General features: G+C 71.8%; 18 protein-coding genes. 12 read left to right on the forward strand and 6 right to left on the reverse strand.

The window, feature by feature from the left end; all coding sequences use genetic code 11:
- Window positions 1-124 precede the first annotated feature (124 nt).
- The gene (locus WME98_RS10125; protein WP_437953968.1) at window positions 125-832 is read left to right on the forward strand and encodes an aspartate/glutamate racemase family protein; all 708 of its coding nucleotides are present in this window, start codon (window positions 125-127) and stop codon (window positions 830-832) included.
- Window positions 833-863: 31 nt separating this feature from the next.
- Here WME98_RS10125 and WME98_RS10130 read toward each other — a convergent pair whose 3' ends face one another.
- On the reverse strand, window positions 864-1,832 hold the full coding sequence (locus WME98_RS10130) for an N-acetyltransferase family protein (protein ID WP_437951118.1): 969 nt from the start codon (window positions 1,830-1,832) through the stop codon (window positions 864-866).
- A 128-nt stretch (window positions 1,833-1,960) separates the two neighbouring features.
- On the opposite strand from WME98_RS10130, the gene WME98_RS10135 reads away from it, so the two are divergent.
- From WME98_RS10135 to WME98_RS10145, 3 genes are all read left to right on the forward strand, one after another.
- Window positions 1,961-3,301, forward strand: coding sequence for an LLM class flavin-dependent oxidoreductase (locus WME98_RS10135; RefSeq protein ID WP_437953969.1), 1,341 nt, complete (start codon window positions 1,961-1,963; stop codon window positions 3,299-3,301).
- 63 nt (window positions 3,302-3,364) lie between these two features.
- Window positions 3,365-4,129: a dienelactone hydrolase family protein gene (locus WME98_RS10140; RefSeq protein WP_437951119.1), complete on the forward strand. Its 765-nt coding sequence runs from the start codon at window positions 3,365-3,367 to the stop codon at window positions 4,127-4,129.
- A 112-nt stretch (window positions 4,130-4,241) separates the two neighbouring features.
- Window positions 4,242-5,216 carry an aldo/keto reductase gene (locus tag WME98_RS10145; RefSeq protein ID WP_437951121.1) on the forward strand — a complete coding sequence of 325 codons (975 nt, stop codon included), beginning with the start codon at window positions 4,242-4,244 and terminating at the stop codon, window positions 5,214-5,216.
- A gap of 82 nt (window positions 5,217-5,298) precedes the next feature.
- Here WME98_RS10145 and WME98_RS10150 read toward each other — a convergent pair whose 3' ends face one another.
- Window positions 5,299-5,508 (reverse strand): SDR family oxidoreductase, encoded by a 210-nt coding sequence (locus WME98_RS10150; RefSeq protein WP_437951122.1) that lies wholly within the window; start codon window positions 5,506-5,508, stop codon window positions 5,299-5,301.
- Window positions 5,509-5,592: 84 nt separating this feature from the next.
- Here WME98_RS10150 and WME98_RS10155 point away from each other — a divergent pair, with 84 nt between their 5' ends.
- Entirely contained in the window at window positions 5,593-5,814 is a 222-nt protein-coding gene (locus tag WME98_RS10155; protein WP_437951124.1) for a DNA-binding protein, read from the forward strand.
- 87 nt (window positions 5,815-5,901) lie between these two features.
- On the opposite strand, the gene WME98_RS10160 is transcribed toward WME98_RS10155, so the two are convergent.
- Window positions 5,902-6,486, reverse strand: a complete 585-nt coding sequence (locus WME98_RS10160; RefSeq protein ID WP_437951125.1) for a hypothetical protein — start codon at window positions 6,484-6,486, stop codon at window positions 5,902-5,904.
- A gap of 206 nt (window positions 6,487-6,692) precedes the next feature.
- The gene (locus tag WME98_RS10165) at window positions 6,693-7,451 is read right to left on the reverse strand and encodes a hypothetical protein (protein ID WP_437951126.1); all 759 of its coding nucleotides are present in this window, start codon (window positions 7,449-7,451) and stop codon (window positions 6,693-6,695) included.
- 309 nt (window positions 7,452-7,760) lie between these two features.
- On the opposite strand from WME98_RS10165, the gene WME98_RS10170 reads away from it, so the two are divergent.
- Window positions 7,761-8,348 carry an ArsR/SmtB family transcription factor gene (locus tag WME98_RS10170; protein ID WP_437951127.1) on the forward strand — a complete coding sequence of 196 codons (588 nt, stop codon included), beginning with the start codon at window positions 7,761-7,763 and terminating at the stop codon, window positions 8,346-8,348.
- Window positions 8,349-8,360: 12 nt separating this feature from the next.
- A complete protein-coding gene (locus tag WME98_RS10175; RefSeq protein WP_437951128.1) occupies window positions 8,361-9,182 on the forward strand; it encodes an SRPBCC family protein in 822 nt (273 codons plus the stop codon).
- A gap of 108 nt (window positions 9,183-9,290) precedes the next feature.
- Here WME98_RS10175 and WME98_RS10180 read toward each other — a convergent pair whose 3' ends face one another.
- Complete coding sequence (locus WME98_RS10180) at window positions 9,291-9,740, reverse strand: DUF1287 domain-containing protein (RefSeq protein WP_437951130.1); 450 nt, start codon at window positions 9,738-9,740, stop codon at window positions 9,291-9,293.
- A 741-nt stretch (window positions 9,741-10,481) separates the two neighbouring features.
- Between WME98_RS10180 and WME98_RS10185 the strand changes: the two genes are divergently transcribed.
- The 4 genes from WME98_RS10185 (at window position 10,482) to WME98_RS10200 (ending at window position 15,009) form a co-directional block, all read left to right on the forward strand.
- Window positions 10,482-12,431: a putative Ig domain-containing protein gene (locus WME98_RS10185; protein ID WP_437951131.1), complete on the forward strand. Its 1,950-nt coding sequence runs from the start codon at window positions 10,482-10,484 to the stop codon at window positions 12,429-12,431.
- A 151-nt stretch (window positions 12,432-12,582) separates the two neighbouring features.
- Complete coding sequence (locus tag WME98_RS10190) at window positions 12,583-13,317, forward strand: iron-containing redox enzyme family protein (RefSeq protein ID WP_437951132.1); 735 nt, start codon at window positions 12,583-12,585, stop codon at window positions 13,315-13,317.
- A gap of 82 nt (window positions 13,318-13,399) precedes the next feature.
- Window positions 13,400-14,164 carry a zinc-dependent peptidase gene (locus WME98_RS10195; RefSeq protein ID WP_437951133.1) on the forward strand — a complete coding sequence of 255 codons (765 nt, stop codon included), beginning with the start codon at window positions 13,400-13,402 and terminating at the stop codon, window positions 14,162-14,164.
- 188 nt (window positions 14,165-14,352) lie between these two features.
- Window positions 14,353-15,009 (forward strand): hypothetical protein, encoded by a 657-nt coding sequence (locus WME98_RS10200; RefSeq protein WP_437951135.1) that lies wholly within the window; start codon window positions 14,353-14,355, stop codon window positions 15,007-15,009.
- A gap of 28 nt (window positions 15,010-15,037) precedes the next feature.
- Here WME98_RS10200 and WME98_RS10205 read toward each other — a convergent pair whose 3' ends face one another.
- Window positions 15,038-15,841, reverse strand: coding sequence for an SDR family NAD(P)-dependent oxidoreductase (locus tag WME98_RS10205; protein WP_437951137.1), 804 nt, complete (start codon window positions 15,839-15,841; stop codon window positions 15,038-15,040).
- Window positions 15,842-15,906: 65 nt separating this feature from the next.
- Between WME98_RS10205 and WME98_RS10210 the strand changes: the two genes are divergently transcribed.
- Window positions 15,907-16,794: a LysR family transcriptional regulator gene (locus WME98_RS10210; RefSeq protein ID WP_437951138.1), complete on the forward strand. Its 888-nt coding sequence runs from the start codon at window positions 15,907-15,909 to the stop codon at window positions 16,792-16,794.
- Window positions 16,795-16,844 lie beyond the last annotated feature (50 nt).

The raw sequence follows: 16,844 nt of genomic DNA on the forward strand, positions 1-16,844 counted from the left end.
GCCGCCGGCGCGCTCACGCGCCGGCGCAAACGAGCCAGGCTTCTCTCAGGAGGATCCGTCCTGTCGCTCGACGGGCGCGCTGATGCCCGAGCTCATCTTCTGGTACGCTCCGGGCACGCTCGTCATGACCCAGCACATCGGTATCGTCGGCTGCTCCTCCGAGGGCGCGGCGCTCTGCTATCGGACCCTCTGCGCGGAAGGCGCAGCGCTCCTCGGCCCGCACGCTCACCCCGAGGTCTCGATGCACACGCCCTCGCTCGCCGAGTACATGAAGCACATCGACCGCGGCGACTGGGAGGGCGTGGGGGCGCTGATGCTCGCCTCGGCGAACAAGCTCGCGAGCATCGGCGCCGACTTCCTGATCTGCCCGGACAACACCATCCACCAGGCGCTGCGTTACGTCGAGCCGCGGTCGCCGCTGCCCTGGCTGCACATCGCCGAGGTCGTCGCGGAACAGGCCGCCCTGCGCGGGCTCCGGCGCGTCGGTTTGACCGGGACTCGCTGGCTCGTCGAGAGCGAGATCTATCCGGAGAAGCTCGCGGCGCTCGGGCTCGAGTGGGTGCGCCCGAGCGCCGCCGAGCGCGAGGAGATGAGCCGCATCATCATGGAGGAGCTGGTGTACGGCGTCTTCAGGCCCGAGGCGATCGCTTGCTTTCAGCGGATCATCGGGCGGCTGAGCGCGGAGGGCTGCGACGCCGTCGTGCTCGGCTGCACCGAGATCCCGCTCATCATGAGCGACGCGAACTCTCCGCTGCCGACGCTCGACTCCACACGACTGCTCGCGCGGGCAGCGCTGCGCCGGGCGGCGGACGGCGCGGCCGCGCCGGCGTGAGTCGGCTCGCTCGGTCGCGAACAGCGGCGCGTCAGCCCGACAGGTCGAGCTCGAAGAGCGGGAGCAGCCGGCCAGGGATGCTGGCCGAGCGCCGCTCGCCCACGCGCCGCGCGCCGCAGGCCTCGTAGAACCGCGCCGCATTCGGGTCGCTCTGGATCACGAGGACGCGATACCCGCGCCGCCGCGCTTCCTCACGCGCGTGCGACAGGAGCGCGCGACCGAGGCTGCGTCCGATCTCCGCCGGCTCGACGAAGAGGTGGCCCAGCTCCACCGCGGTGGAGCTCAGGGCCTCGAGCGTGTAGAACCCGAGCGGCTCGTCTCCGCGCGCGAGGACGAAGGTCGGATGCTGCGCGACGTACACCGGCGAGATCGAGAGCTCCGCGCGGCACGCCTCGAGGAACTCGGGCGAGTAGCCCCAGTGCGCCTTGGAGCGGAGGGCGAGCGCGCCGAGGAGCTCGGCGTCCTCGGGGCGAGCGGCTCGGATGATGGGGCTGTCATGGTCGTCCATGCACGGCAAGATGGCAGAATCTAACGCAAAGGCGGGTGCGCCGGCGGGACGACGAGAGCTTCCTCCTCGGCGGCTCTTCCTGCGCGCCGCCCAGCAGGCGAACCGTGGAGGAGACAGCGATGCGACGCTGGCGCACGTGAGGCGAGGCCTCGGCTCGTTCACGCCGAGTGCCTCCACGCCCTCGGCGAGCACGCCGCTGCCGCCTCCGCCCTCGACGAGGCCCACCGCCGCCTGCTCGCGCAGGCCGCGCTCATCGACGATCCCGAGCTGCGGCGGAGCTTCCTGGAAGGCGTGCCCGAGCACGCGCGAACCCTCGCCCTCGCCCGCGACGGCCTGGGTCAGGCCGTTAGAGCTCCTTTTCGCGGGCGACGGAGCACGCGAAGCAGACCCGCCCAGCGACGCGACCCCGCCCTCGAAGCGGATCGGCGCGGCGACCTGCCACGCGCGGCCCGGGGACCCCCCGGCGAGCGCCTGGGGCTCCAGGAAGCTCACCCGCCGTCCCCGCCGGCGCCGTGGCATCCGTTATATTTTCCGCTTTCGCCTCGGCATCCGTTATAGTAGACATCGCACATGGCAACGGGACGCTTGGAGTGGCCGCGCTCGCGGCGTGGAGGCCGAAGATGGCCGCACGCACGCTGAGGCTCGGCGCGTTCATGCGCCCTGTCAGCATTCATACGGGCGCCTGGCGCTATCCGGGGGCCTACCCGGACGCGAACTTCAGTTTTTCTCACCTCAAGCGCTTCGCGCAGCGCCTGGAGCAGGCTCGTTTCGACGCGTTCTTCATGGCCGACCACCTGGCCGTGCTGAACATGCCGCTCAACGCGCTGATGCGCAGTCACACGGTCACGTCGTTCGAGCCATTCACGCTGCTCTCTGCGCTCGCCGGCGCCACCGAGCGCATCGGCCTGGTGGCGACCGCGTCGACCACGTTCGATCAGCCGTTTCACGTCGCCCGGCGCTTCGCGTCCCTCGATCACCTCAGCGGCGGGCGCGCCGGCTGGAACATCGTCACCACCGCGAATCCGGACGCAGCGCTGAATTTCGGCCTCACCGAGCACGTGGAGCACGATGAGCGCTACCGGCGCGCGCGCGAGTTCTATGACGTGGTCACGGGACTCTGGGACAGCTTCGCCGACGACGCATTCGTGCGCGACGTCGAGGCCGGGATCTATTTCGACCCGGAGCGCCTCCACGTCCTGAACCACAAGGGCAAGTACTACTGCGCGCGCGGGCCGCTGAACATCGCGCGTCCTGTCCAGGGGTGGCCGGTGATCGTGCAGGCGGGCGCCTCGGAAGCAGGCCGGCAGCTCGCGGCGGAGACCGCAGAGGTCGTGTTCGCGGCGCAATCCACGCTGGAGAGCGCGCGGCGCTTCTACGCCGACGTCAAGGGCAGGCGGGAGCGCCTGGGGCGGGATCCCGACACGCTCAAGATCTTGCCCGGCGCGCTGGTCGTCGTGGGAGAGACCGTGCAGGAAGCGCAGGAGAAGCGCGCGCGGCTCGATGGCCTTGTGCACTTCGACAGCAGCATCGCGTCGCTCTCGGTCATGCTCGGCTGCGACGCCTCGCGCTTCGATCCGGACGCGCCGCTCCCGGAGATCCCCCCCACGAACGCCGGGCAGTCCGGGCGCGAGCGCGTCATCGAGCTCGCGCAGCGGGAAGGGCTCACGGTACGCCAGCTCGCGCAGCGCCTCGGCGGCTTCGGGGGGCTCGCGTTCGTCGGCACGCCCAGGACCATCGCGGACCAGATGGAAGAGTGGCTGGTCCAGAACGGCTGCGACGGCTTCAACATCATGTTCCCTTACTTGCCGGGCGGGCTCGACGACTTCGTCGATCGCGTCGTCCCCGAGCTCCAGCGACGGGGCTTGTTCCGGCGCGCGTACGAAGGGAGCACGCTGCGCGAGAACCTGGGGCTCGCGCGGCCCGCGAATCGTTTCTTTCCAGAGCGCGCCGCGCCGCGCTGAGCGCGATCGGCGCGCCCGTTCGCGTCCACGACCACCCGCCCGGACGCCGGGCACGAGGAACAGATGTCACGAACCACGGTCACGTTGAAGACTCGGGACGGGCAAACCGAAGCCTCCATCTTCCGGCCCGACGCCGGCGAAGGCCCCTGGCCCGCGGTGCTTGTGTACCAGGACGGCCGCGGCATACGCCCCGCGCTCTTCGAGCTGGGGGAGCGCATCGCGCAGGGCGGTTATCTCGTCCTGCTGCCCGATCTGTTCTATCGCGGCGGCCCTTACCAGGCGCCGGACGCCGAGACCTTCAGCCGAGATCCCGAGTTTCGCAAGCACTGGCAGCAGAAATACATGGCCACGGCCACCAAGGCGAACGTGCGCTCGGACACCGAGGCGTTCCTCGCCTTCCTGGCCGACCGCCCCGACGTCAGCTCGCTGTCGATCGGCACCACGGGCTATTGCATGGGCGGCGGGCTGTCGCTGTCGGCCGCCGGCCATTTCCCTGACCGCGTGATCGCGGCGGCGTCGTACCACGGCGGCAACCTGGCGACCGACGATCCGGACAGCCCGCACCTCCTGGCGCCGCGCATCCGAGCGCGCGTCTACGTCGCGGGCGCCGTCGAGGACGCCTCGTTCCCGGACCAGCAAAAGCAGCGCCTGATCGACGCCTTCCAGCAGGCGGGCGTGCTGCACACGGTCGAGACGTACGAAGGCGCGAAGCACGGCTGGGTCCCCTCCGATTCGGCGGTGTACAACCAGGCCGCGTCCGAGCGCCACTACCAGACGTTGCTCGCGCTGTTCGACGCGACGCTCAAGTCGGCGCCTCCGAAGAGCTGAGCCGGACGGCGCCAGCGCTCATCTCCACGCCACAAGGTGGGCGGGCTCGCGGAGCTCGCCCCGCTCTCACGGCTTGCAAGCTGCGGCGCGCGCGCGCCCGCGGAGGAAGACAATGACCGATTTGCCCACTCGTCTGCTCGGACGCACCGGCGTCCGCGTCACCACGCTCGGCTTCGGCGCCATGGAGCTGCGGGGCGCCCCGCGCGGCCCGGAGCTCTCGGATCAGGAGGCCGAGCGTATCCTGAATGACGTGCTCGACGCCGGGATCAACTTCATCGACACGTCCATCGATTACGGCCGCAGCGAGGAGCGCATCGGGCGCTTCATCTCGCATCGCCGGGGCGAGTACTTCCTCGCCTCGAAGTGCGGCTGCGTCGTCGGCGGCGCCCAGGGCGAGCACGTGCACACGGCGCAGAACATCCGGCACGGCGTGGAGAACAGCCTGCGCCTGCTGAAGACGGACCACCTCGACCTTGTGCAGTTCCACCGGAGCCTCACCCGGCGAGAGTTCGAGCAGGACGGCGCGCTCGAGGAGGCGCTGAAGCTCAAGGGCGAGGGCAAGGTCCGCTTCCTCGGCGTCTCGGGCACGCTGCCCAACCTGGTGGAGCAGATCGAGATGGGCGTCTTCGACGCCTTCCAGATCCCGTACTCCGCGCTGCAGCGCGAGCACGAGGAGGTGATCGGCAAGGCGGCCCAGGCCGGCGCCGGCACCATCATCCGCGGCGGCGTGGCGCGCGGCGCGCCGACCGACTGGCAGCGCACGAACTACATGCTGCCCGGCACGACCATGCAGGACCGCTGGGAGCGGGCCAGGCTCGACGAGCTGCTCGACGGCCTGAGCCGGATCGAGTTCACCCTGCGCTTCACGCTCTCGCATCCGGGGCTGAGCACCACGATCGTCGGGACCCGGGATCCGAAGCACCTGCGCGACAACCTGCAGTTCGCGAGGAAGGGCCCCTTGCCGGCGGACGTGCTCGCCGAGGCGAAGCGGCGCCTGAGCGAGGCGGGCTCGGTGCCCGAGCCGGTGCCCGCGGCGGACGCGCGCTCGCGCGGCGCGGCGCAGGCGTCCGCGGGAGGCGCGCTCTGAGGAGCCGCGCTGGGCGGCGGCCGGCTCGAGGCAGCGGCTGCCGCCTGGCGAGCGGGGCTCGCGGAGGGCGCGGCGGCGCGGGCTAAATCGCGCCGGAGGTCCCGCCGTCCACGTTGATGCTGGTGCCGGTCACGTAGCTTGCGGCCTTGGAGGCGAGGAAGGCGATCACGTTGGCCACCTCCTCGGCCTCGCCGACGCGCCCGAGCGGCACGTTCTTCCCGAGCGCCGCGTAGTGCTCCTCGGGGCCTCCACCCCGTGCCGCGGTGTTGTCCAGCGGGCCTCGCCCTGGCATGCTGAGCGTGGTTGTGGGATTGGCGCTCCGGGAAGTTGGCTGCGCTGGCCGCCGGGCGGCCAATCACCCCATCAGGATGGACCCATGCCGAGCAAACCGAAGGAACAACCAGGATCCTCGCTCCCGAAGGGCATCGGGAAGCCGGCGACGCGCGCGCTCGCTCTCATGGGCGTCTCTCGCCTGGACCAGGTCACTCGATTCTCGGAGGCCCAGCTCCTTTCGCTTCATGGCGTGGGGCCGAAGGCCATCGGAGTGCTCAAAGCCGCCCTGGAGGCCCAGGGAAAGTCTCTCGCCAAGGGCGAATAGCCCCCGTCGTCCAGGCGCGGCATGACGCGGGGGCTTTGCTCCGGGGAGGCGGGCGACCTCGACCGGGGTCGGGGCGCCGGGAGCAGCTCAGTCGTCGCCGCGGACGCGGTGGAGCACGTACATCCCCGTCAGCTTTCCGAGCTCCTTCGCCGCTGCCCGCGCGCGCCCTCCGCTCGATGGATTGAACAAGCTCGCGGGCGCCGCAGTCTCGAGCAGGACCTCGTCGAGCACCGTCCCGGCCGGATCGGTGAGCTGCACCGTCGCCTTGATGACGGTGGGCCTGTTGAAGACGCCCGTGAAGATGCCGGGCTCATAGGATGTGACGTTCGCGCGGATGAAGAACGGCGCGTCGCCGGCGCTCACCGCCCTGACGACGACGGCGTCCTCCGACGCGGTCTCGGCCATGAGGGCTTCGGTGAACTGCTCGTTGATCGCCGATTTGTCCTCCTGCCAGCTCTGCCGTTGCTCGGCGTCCTTGTCGGCCATCCAGTCGGCTTCGGAGATGTCGCCGACCGTGGTGCCGAGGAACGCCATCGGGACGACCGCGAAGCGCCCCTTGCCGTAGAACGGGTTCGGCACGGCTTGACGGGTGGTCTTCCAGGGGTGCCCGCAAGCGACGAGCAGGGGGGCGAGGCAGAGCATCAGGATCAAGAGCGCATGTCGACGGTGCACGGAGCGGTCTCCTTCTCGGGCGGTGGCGGCGCGCGGGCGCACTCGAGCGGTGGCGGCGCGCGGGCGCACGATGCCGCGATCCTAGCGGCAGGCGCCGCGGGCGGAGCAAGAAAGCGAGGGGGGTCGGCGACCGTGGGCGCGGGCGCCGGCCCGGGTCGGGGCGCGGGGGTCGGGGCGCGGGGCGGGACCGCGGGCCCGGGGACGGCTCACACCTGGACGCAGACGCCGCTGGAGCAGACGCAGCACTCTCCGCATCCGCCGCTGTTCACGCAGTCGACGCAGCGGCCCGCGCCGTCGCACTGATCCTGCTGCGCGTTGCACAGGGTGCCTGCCGGCGCGGGTCCCTCTGCGCAGAGGCCGTTATCACAGGTGTATCGGTAGCATTCCGTCGAGGCGCCGCACTCGGCGTCCTGCGCGCACTGGAGCGGCACGCACTGGCCAGCGTCGTCGCATCGTCCGCCTGGGCATGGTCCGGGCAGGGGCAAGTGCACAGGAGTCGTCCCGTCGCAGGAATCCGACGTGCACGAGTTGCCGTCGTCCGCGGGCTCGTCGGCGGCGACGACGACCTGGGCGCCGCGACCGTTGCAGACGGTGCGCTGGCAGTCGCCCGTCGTCGGCGCGATCTCGGTGCCTTCCGGCAGCGGCGCCGTGCCGCACCTGCCGCCGACGCACGCTGGGATCTGGCATGGTTCGGCGGGGGCGGGGCAATCCGATGGCTCCGCGCAGCTGCCGCCGCTGGCCCCGGTGGTCGAGGCGGCGTCGCTGCTCGCGCCGCCTCCGCCTGCGGCGCCGGTCCCGCCTGAGGCGCCGGTCCCGCCGGCGCCGCCCTGGCCCCTGTCGACGAAGGTGCGTTGCTCGACGGCGCATCCTGCGAGCGCGACGACCAGGAGGAGCCGCAGGAGAGCCGGCGGCACGGCGCCGGCGCGGTGAGACGGACCCGATGCACGGGCAGGAGACGACGCCATGGGCCGCATCATAAAAGCAGAGCCGCCCGACGGCGACGGGCGACCCGACCCGGGTTCGGTGGCGGCCTGGGCCACCCGCCGGGGCCGTGCTTGCCCCAAACCCGGGTCGGCGTGCCCCCCCAACCCGGGTCGCCGGCGGCACCTCAACCCGGGTCGGGTCCGTGCCACCCCAACCCGGGTCGCCGGCGGCACCTCGGCACCTCAACCTGGGTCGGGTCCGTGCCACCCCAACCCGGGTCGCCGGCGGCACCTCAACCCGGGTCGGACGGAAGCCTTGACAACAAAATTTGTCAAACTACCATGGGCCACGTGCTGGACGTTGAGGTCATCGAAGACCCTGCCGCGGCGGTCGTCGCGCTCGACCCGGTCCGGAGCCGATTGCTCTCGGAGCTCGCGCAGCCGGCCTCCGCCGCGAGCCTCGCGGAGCGGGTGGGCCTGGCGCGTCAGAAGGTCAACTACCACCTGCGCGCGCTCGAAGCGCACCAGCTGGTGCGGGCGGCCGGCGAGCGGAAATGGGGCGGGCTGACGGAGCGCCTGTTCGTGGCGACCGCGAGCGCCTATGTCGTATCTCCGAGCGCGCTCGGCCCCGCCGCCGCCGATCCACAGCGGACGAGGGATCGCCTGTCCGCGAGCTACCTCATCGCGCTCGCGGCGCGCGTCGTCCGCGAGGTCGGCAGGCTGTGGCGCCTCGCGTTCAACGCCCAGAAGCGGCTGGCGACGCTCTCGATCGACACGGAGATCCGGTTCGCGTCGGCCGCAGAGCGCGCCGCCTTCACCGCCGATCTCAGCAAGGCCGTCACGGACCTCGTGGCGCGCTATCACGACGCGGCCACCCCCGGCGGGCGCGAGCACCGGTTGCTCGTGATGGCTTATCCAAAGCCGAGCGATGACCCCTAGAAAGGAGCCTTCATGCCGATAAAAAGCGACGCAAAACGACGCTGGGTCGAGCTCGAGCTCATCGTGCCCGGAACGCCGGAGCAGGTGTGGCGCGCCATCGCGACCGGCCCCGGCATCAGCGCCTGGTTCGCGCCCACCACCGCCGACGAGCGCGTCGGCGGCAAGATCGAGTTCACCTTCGGCGAAGGCGCCGCCTCGTCGGGAACGATCACGGCGTGGGAGCCCCCGTCGCGCCTCGAGTACGAGGAGCACGGCTGGAGCGAGGGCGCTCCGCCCCTCGCGACGGAGTTCGTCGTCTCCGGCCGCTCGGGCGGCGAGTGCCTCGTGCGGCTCGTGCACAGCCTGTTCACGTCCAAGGACGCCTGGGACGACGAGATCGAGGGGTTCGAGAGCGGCTGGCCCGGCTTCTTCCGGGTCCTCCGCCTGTACTTGCGTCACTTTGCCGACCAGCGCGCCGCCGCCGCGCGCGCGATGAGCGCCTACCCTGGCGCGCACGCCGAGGCCTGGAAGCAGCTCGCGACCGCGCTCGGCGTCTCCGGCCCCAACCTGGGCGAGCGACGGTCAGCGCCGGCAGGGGCCCCGCCGCTCGTCGGCACCGTCGAGCACGTCGAGCAGAGCGATCAGACCTGCGAGGTCCTGCTGCGCCTCGAGCAGCCGGCGCAGGGCGTCGCGCTGCTCGGGAGCTACCCCTGGGAAGACAAGGCGCGCGTTGCTGTCAGCCTGTTCTTCTACGGCGATCGAGCGGCCGAGACCGCCGCCGAGCTCGAGCCGCGATGGCGCGCCTGGCTGGAGGCCCGCTTCCCGGCCAACGCCGCGCAGAAGGCGAACGCATAAGCCGCCCTCCGAGAGCCGCGGCGACCCGACCCGGGTTGCGGCTGCCCGACCCAGGTTGCGGCTGCCCGGCGGCTACCCGACCCAGGTCGGGGCGGCGCTCCGGGGCCGTCACCGCTCCGGACCGCCTCGCGCTTCCTCGGCCCCCTCCCCCATCGCCGCCCCGCGGATCCTGAAGTGGCCGAGCACGGTCCACGCGTCGAGGTCGTCGTCCTCGCTCGGCGTCGGCCCGAAATTGTGGAGGACGAGCGGGATGCCGCGCGGGCCCTTGCGATCGCTGACGATACCGACGTGATCCGGCGTGCACGAAGGACACGGCTTGAAGGCCCAGACGACGACATCTCCAGGCTCCCATGTGCTCACCGCGGCCGCGTCGAAGGTCCTCGGGAGCGACATGGCATGGGCCCGCAGGTAGGTGAGCATCGGCCCGACGCGGCGGTGATCGATGTTGCGATCGGGACGCTCGATCGTCCTGTAGACGGACGGGCGCGCGAGGATGTCCTCGTGAATCACCTTCTGGAGATCGATGCCCGCCGCGCGGACAGCGCGGATGGTCGCCATCCCCGCGGCGCGAGGCCGCGCTGGCCCATAATATTAACGCTAACAATAACATAGACCTCGCTGCCCGAGCGGCGGCCGGGACCGCAGTGCTCTAGCGCAGGACCAGCGCGATCTCGACCACGACGCGCGACGAAGAGCGCTGGTCCCTCTCTCGATCCACCCCCGGCCGGAGATGGAGGCCGCGGAGCTCGATTTCGCGGCCATCATGCCGGACGGTAGTGAGGGAGGCGTGGATGACGCCGCCTCCGGGATGTCGTTGAGCTCGACGATGCAGATGTCCCGCGTCGCCTCGCGCCCGCTCATCGGGACGCCGCGCTCCGGAAGAGCCCCGCCAACCTTGTCCCCTCTCTCGGGCTGGCCAGTACCCGCCGACTCGTCGATTTGAATTGACGCCGCTAATGTTAACGCTAACATTCGACCCAACGATATCCTTTTTGCTTCGCCAAACAGGTTGCGTCACCCGCCGGAGCCGCCGAGGAATTCCAACGTGTTCAGCGTTCTAGAGCGGTTTTCGCCCGTCTCTGGTACATGCGTTACAGAGCGGCGTTCACCCGCACAGGAGACGGGTCCAGCTCGGCGTTTTCGGCGCGGAAGCGGACTCCGGTGCGCTGAGCACCGAAAACGTCGAGATGGGCCCGTCTCCGAAGCGGGTGAACGTCGCTCTAGCTGCTCAGCGCACGAGGCGCTGAGTCCCGTGCGCCGAGCACGACGCCGGCATGCGTCCGACACTCAGGAGAGCTCATGAGACGACCTCGCACCTCTTTTCTTCTTGGTGTGCCCACGCTCGCGGCGACCCTGGTCCTGAGCGGGGCCGCGCACGCGCAGTCGACCATCGACATCTCGATGGCGGAGGCGTCCGCGGCGCCGCGGCTGCAAGGCCCATTCGTGTACGGCGCCGCGCCCTCGTCGCCGTTCTTGTTCGCCATCCCCGCCACCGGCCGGGCGCCGCTCGAGTTCTCTGCCTCGGGGTTGCCCGCCGGGCTCACGCTCGCGCCGTCCACGGGGATCATCTCGGGGACGACGCCGGCCGCCGGTTCCTACCCGGTCACGGTCACCGTCACGAGCTCCGCCGGCACCGCGAGCGCTACGTACACGCTGCAGTCCGGCGGCACGCTCGCCCTCACGCCTCCGATGGGCTGGAACAGCTATGACTCGTTCGGCGCGAGCGTCACCGAGCAGGACATGATCGACCAGGCCCAGGCGGTGAGGACGCATCTCCAGCCGTACGGCTGGAACACCGTGGTCATCGACTATCGCTGGTACGAGCCCGGACAGCCGATCGACGCGAACGGCCGCTATCTGCCGGCCGCGAGCAAATATCCATCGGCGACGGGCAGCAACGGCTTCAAGAGCCTCGCGGACCGCATCCACGCGATGGGCTTGAGCTTCGGCATCCACATCATGCGCGGCGTGCCGCGCAAATCGTACGACGCGAATCTCCCCATCGCGGGGTCGAGCTTCTCCACGCGCGACGCGGGCAACCCGAACGATCCCTGCCCCTGGGATGATCACATGTGGGGCGTGCGCGGCGACACGCCGGCGGGGCAGGCCTGGTACGACGCGCTCTTCCAGCAGTACGCGTCCTGGGGCGTCGATTTCGTGAAGATCGACGACATGCTCAACAACACGACGCGCAGGTATCACCAGGCCGAGGCCGACGCGATCCACAGGGCCGTGGAAAAGACGGGACGCTCGATCGTGCTGAGCTTCTCGCCGGGTCCCAACGATCCCTCGTGGCTGATCGCCTCGTCCGGCCACCTGAACAGCAACGCCAACATGTGGCGCGTCGTGAACGATTTCTGGGATTTCAACGCGCTCACCGATCTTCCCGGCGTGCTCCGCGCAGCGAGCACCTGGCAGGGCGTCGGCGATCTCACCCCGGGCCACTGGCCCGACCTCGACATGCTGCCGCTCGGCTACCTCGGCCCACGCAACGAATGGCACGCGTCCGGTCAGACGACGTTCACCAAGAACGAGCAGGTCACGATCATGTCGCTGTGGACCATGCTGCCGTCGCCGCTCATGTTCGGCGGCAACCCCGCGCGGCTCGGCTCGGACGCGTGGACGCTCGCGCTGCTCACCAACGAGGAGGTGCTCGCCGTGAGCCAGGACGCGCTCGGCGCGCGCGGCCACCGCACGGCGGTGAACGGCGGCGAGATCTGGGTCCGTGACCTGAGCGGCGACCGCAAGGCCGTGGCGTTCTTCAATCACGGAGACCAGGACATGACGATGTCGGTGCAGCTCTCGGAGCTTGGCGTCACGGGAACGCCGGTGATCCGCGATCTGTGGCGCCGCGCCGACGTGAGCGGCGTAAGCGACGCGCTGTCCGCCAGCGTCCCCGCCGGCGCGGCGCTCATGTACACGCTGTCGCCGCCGGGCGGGATGGGCGAGGCCTCGAGCGCGGCCTCCACGAGCAGCTCGAGCGGAGGCGGGAGCACGAGCGAAGGTGGAGGCGGCCTTGGAGGAGGTGGAGGCGCGGGAACGGCGGGCGGGGGCGCCGGCGGAAAGGGCGACGGGGGAGAGGCCGGCGCGGCGAGCGACACCGGCGGCGAGCCGAGCGGCTGCGGCTGCGCGGTGCCCGGCCCCCCTCGCACGCCCGCGGCGCTCCTCCTGCTCCTCGCAACGACGGCGCTAGGCGCGTCTCGTCGAAGAGCAGCCAGACGCAGCGACGCGAACGCCGCCCGCCGCTGACGTGACGTCCCGCGAGGGCCTCCACGGGGTGTTCGAGGAGACGGCGCGCGAGAAGATCCTCGAGCAGTTGCGCGCCAGTCGCCCGCAGGGCGTGGGCGCCCGCCTCGCCCGTGCTGTACAACCAAGGCTCCCCTTGCCGAGGAGCTGCCGCATGACGAATCGCCTCCAGGAGCGCCTGCTCGCGATCATGGACCGCAAGAACCACTGGGCCTGGGCGCACCTCACCGGCCCTGGCCTCACGCGCGACCAGCTCGTCGTCCACTTCCGGCACGAGTACCGGGTCTACGTGCGCGACTTCCCGGTGCTGCTCGCGCGCGTGCTCGGCCAGTCGCCGCCGGCCGCGGTGCGCAGCGCGCTGGCGGAGAACCTCTTCGAGGAGCAGACCGGCAAGCTCTCCCTGGGCGCGCCGCACCCGGAGCTCTTCCTGGAGATGATCGACGGCCTGGGCATCCCGCGCGCGGCCATCGAGGACGAGTCCATCCCGCTCGAGCCCGAGGCCCGCGCCTACCGGGCGCTGCTCGACCGCGTGAGCGCGGCGCCGCCGTGGGTCGTGGGCGCGGCGGTGCTCACGATCTTCGTGGAGGGCAGCGTGCACGAGCGCGCCGAGCTCCTCGGCCAGCGCGAGGCGCCGCCGATCGACGAGGCGCTGCGCGCGCACCCGATGGTGCGTCACTACGGGTGTCCGCCCGAGCGCATGCGCCTCGTGCGGGCGCACCGGGCGGTCGAGGGCGGGCACCGGCGGGACGCGTGGGAGATGGTGCTGGGACACGTGCCCGACGAGGGCCCCGCGGCGGACGCGATCGCGTCGGCGGTGGCCGCCGCGCACGCGGCGTGGCTCTCGTACCGGGACGGCGTCGCGCGCGCGATGGGGCTCCGGCAGGCGTGAGCGGGCCTCTCGCGCGCGCCTTCCGGCGGGGCCCCGCGCGCGCCTTCCGGCGGGGCCCCGCGCGCGGGTAAGATCGGCGTCGATGCTCGGCTTTCTCAGGAAGCGCCGGCGCGCCGCCGTCCGCCGCGCGCCCTTCCCGCCCGCGTGGCGCGCGATCCTCGACCGGAACGTGCCCAGCTTCGGCCGCCTTGCGGCCGAGGACCAGGACGAGCTCCTCGGGCACATCCAGGTCTTCCTCGACGAGAAGCCGTTCGAGGGGTGCGGCGGCCTGGAGATCACCGACGAGATCCGGGTCACGGTGGCGGCGCAGGCGTGCCTGCTCCTCCTGCACCGCGAGACCGACTACTACCCCGAGCTCGAGGTCATCCTCGTCTACCCGAGCGCCTACGTGGCCCCCGGCCGGGAGGTGCGCGACGGGGGCGTCGTCGTCGAGGGCGGCCGGGCGCGGCTCGGGGAGTCGTGGTCGCGCGGCGCGGTCGTGCTCGCGTGGGACGGCGTCCTCGCGGGCGCGGCGGACGTGAGCGACGGCCACAACCTCGTGCTCCACGAGTTCGCGCACCAGCTCGACCAGGAGGAGGGCCCCGCCGACGGCGCGCCCGAGCTGCCCGAGCGCTCGATGTACGCCGCGTGGGCGCGCATCCTCGGCCGCGAGTACGAGCGCCTCGTCCGCGACGAGGCGAGCCTCAAGCGCACGGTCATCGATCCTTACGGCGCCACGAATCCGGCCGAGTTCTTCGCCGTCGTCACCGAGGCCTTCTTCGAGAAGCCGCGGAAGCTCAGGGCGAAGCACCCGGAGCTCTACGATCAGCTGAAGGCGTTCTATCGCCAGGACCCGGCCGGCCGGTAGCGGCGCCGCGGGCCGCCGCCCTCGCCGCCCCGCGCGCGCCGATCGCCCGTGCGCGGCCGGTCATGGTATCTCCTGCTCCCTCGATGTCCCGAAAGCGCAAAGCCAGGTCCCGCAAGGGCGGCGCGTCCTCCGCGCCCCGCCCGGCGTCCTCCGCGTCGCCTGCCCCCGCGGCGCCGCCCGCGCGGCGCGTGCGCTCCTTCCGCCTCCGCCTCGACATCACCGCCCTCGAGCTCGCCTCCGGCCACGACGGCCTCCTCCGCGGCGCGCCCGAGCCCGTCCTCCTCGTCGCCGCCTACCTGCTCTTCCCCCCCGACCCGGGCGCCCCGCCGCCCGCGCCGGGCGCACCGGCCGGCCTCACGCCCCCTCGCCCCCTCGGCCGCACCCTCGTGCGTTTCAGCGCGCCCCAGGGCCGCTTCCCCGCGGTGCTCACCCTCCGCGGTCCCCTCTCGTTCAAGGCCCGCGCTCGCGCCCGCGACGACGACCGCATCCTCCTCCTCGTCCTCGCCGTCGAGGAGGACACCGGCAAGGAGGTCGAGCGGCTCTATGCCCACCTCGCGGACGCGAAGCACCTCCGCCTCTGGGACCTCGACGCGCCCGTCCCCGCCCCGTCGACCCTGGCCGAGCTCATCGCCGCCCCGTACCTGCAAGGGCACGCGGCGCCCGCGCGCGTCGGCGTGCTCGACGACGGCGGCGATCTCCGCGACACCTGCCGCGGCGACGACTTCGTCGGCGCCAGCGCGGCCCTCGTCTCGACCGCGCGCCACGAGGACGCGCTCCGCTTCCACGTCGTCTCCGCGGACGGCCGCAACGACTGGACCGCCGTGACCGCCGTCAGCGTCGACTGAGGCCCTGGGCGCCGGGCGCGCGTCGAGGTCACGCCGCGCGGCCCGCGGCGCCGGGGAGCTCCTCCCCCCGCGGCTTCATCAGGCGCGTCATGATCTTCACGACGAGCTCGCGGCTGAAGAAGCGGAGGAGAAACACGCTCAGGCTGTTCGCGGCGCCGTGGACGACCGAGGCGCGACCGGCCACGAAGGCCGAGAGGCCGAGGCGCACCACGTCCTCGGGCCGCGCCCGCCTTTCGGCCCCCGGGATGTCGCCCGAGCGCTGGAAGAACGGCGTATCCGTCGCGCCGGGGCACAGGGCGAGGACGCGCACGCCGCGCGGGCGGTACTCGGCCCAGAGCGCCTCGCTGAAGGAGAGGACGAACGCCTTCGTCGCCGCGTAGATCGCGAAGTACGGGGAAGGCACGAAGGCCGCCGTCGACGCCACCTGGATCACGCCCCCCCGGCGCCGCTCGATCATGGGCATGAACAGGTGCGTGAGCTCGACGAGCGCGCCGACGTTGAGATCGATCTGCTCGCGGTGCGTCGCCAGGGGCAGGCCGCCGAAGGCGCCGTAGACGCCGAAGGCCGCGTTGTTGACGAGGACATCGACGTCGAGCCCCCTCTCCGCGACGGCATCGAAGACGCGCCGCGCGGCCCCCGGAGAGGCGAGATCCACGGCGACGACATGCGCTCTGCCGAGCTCGGAGGCCAGCGCGGCGAGCTTCGCTTCGCTGCGCGCGACGAGGACCAGGGTGGCCCCGCGCCGCGACAGCTCGCGGGCGAACGCCTCGCCGATGCCCATCGAGGCGCCCGTGACGAGCACCGTCTTTCCCTTGAAATCGAAAGCGTTCATACCGGGAAGATGGCCGCCGGCGCGCTTGTCGACAATGGGCATCGGTGGTAATCCGATTTCCACGGATGCAAAACGCAGGTGCTCCGCTCTGGGACGATCTCCGCGTTCTCCTCGCGCTGCACCGTCACCGCAGCTTCCTCGCCGCGGGCCGGGCGCTCGGGGTCTCGACCTCCACCGCGGCGCGGCGCATCGACGCGCTGGAAGCGGCGCTCGGGCGGCCGCTGGTGCACCGGAGCAACGGGGGGACGTCGGTCGAGCCGGACGCGCTCGATCTCGTGGCGCTCGCCGAGCGGATCGAGAGCGGGCTCCACGCGATCCGGCGCGACGAAGGGGACGAGGCGTTCTCCGGGACGGTGCGCCTGTCGTTGGCCGACGAGGTCGTGCGGCCCGTCACGCAGCGCCTCTGCGAGCTCCGGCGGCTGTATCCGGCGCTGGAGCTCGAGATCCTCTCGGAGACGCGGCTCGTCGACCTCGCGCGGCGCGAGGCGGACGTCGCGATTCGCGGGAACAAGTCGTCGTCGCCCGCGGTCGTCCATCGCCTGGCCGGGCGGGCCTCGTTCGGGCTCTACGCCGCGCCGAGCTACGTCGAGCGGCGGCTGCGGGGCGCGCGGCTGCGGACGGCGGAGCTCGCGCGCCACGATTTCGTCGGCTACGAGGGGACGCTGGCGCAGACCGCGAAGAGCTCGTGGCTCATGGCCCACGGCGCGAAGCGCTTCGTCGTGAGGTCGAACTCGCACCACGCGCTCCTCGAAGCGGCGCTCCACGGCCAGGGGATCGCGCTCATGTCCGACCCCTCGGTCCGCTCGATCGCGGGGCTCGTGCGGCTCGAGGTCGACGCGGAGCTGCCGTCGTCGTCCATTTTCCTCGCGTACCATCGAGAGCTCCGGAAGGTGCCGCGCGTGCGCCTCGTGGTCGACACGCTCGACGCCGCGGTGCGCGAGGCGCTTCGCTAACGAGCGACCCGCCGTGCCGCTTCGTCGTCATCGGCGAGCAGAAGCCGGAT

Source organism: Sorangium sp. So ce296, assembly GCF_051529605.1.
GTDB lineage: Bacteria > Myxococcota_A > Polyangia > Polyangiales > Polyangiaceae > Sorangium > Sorangium cellulosum_D.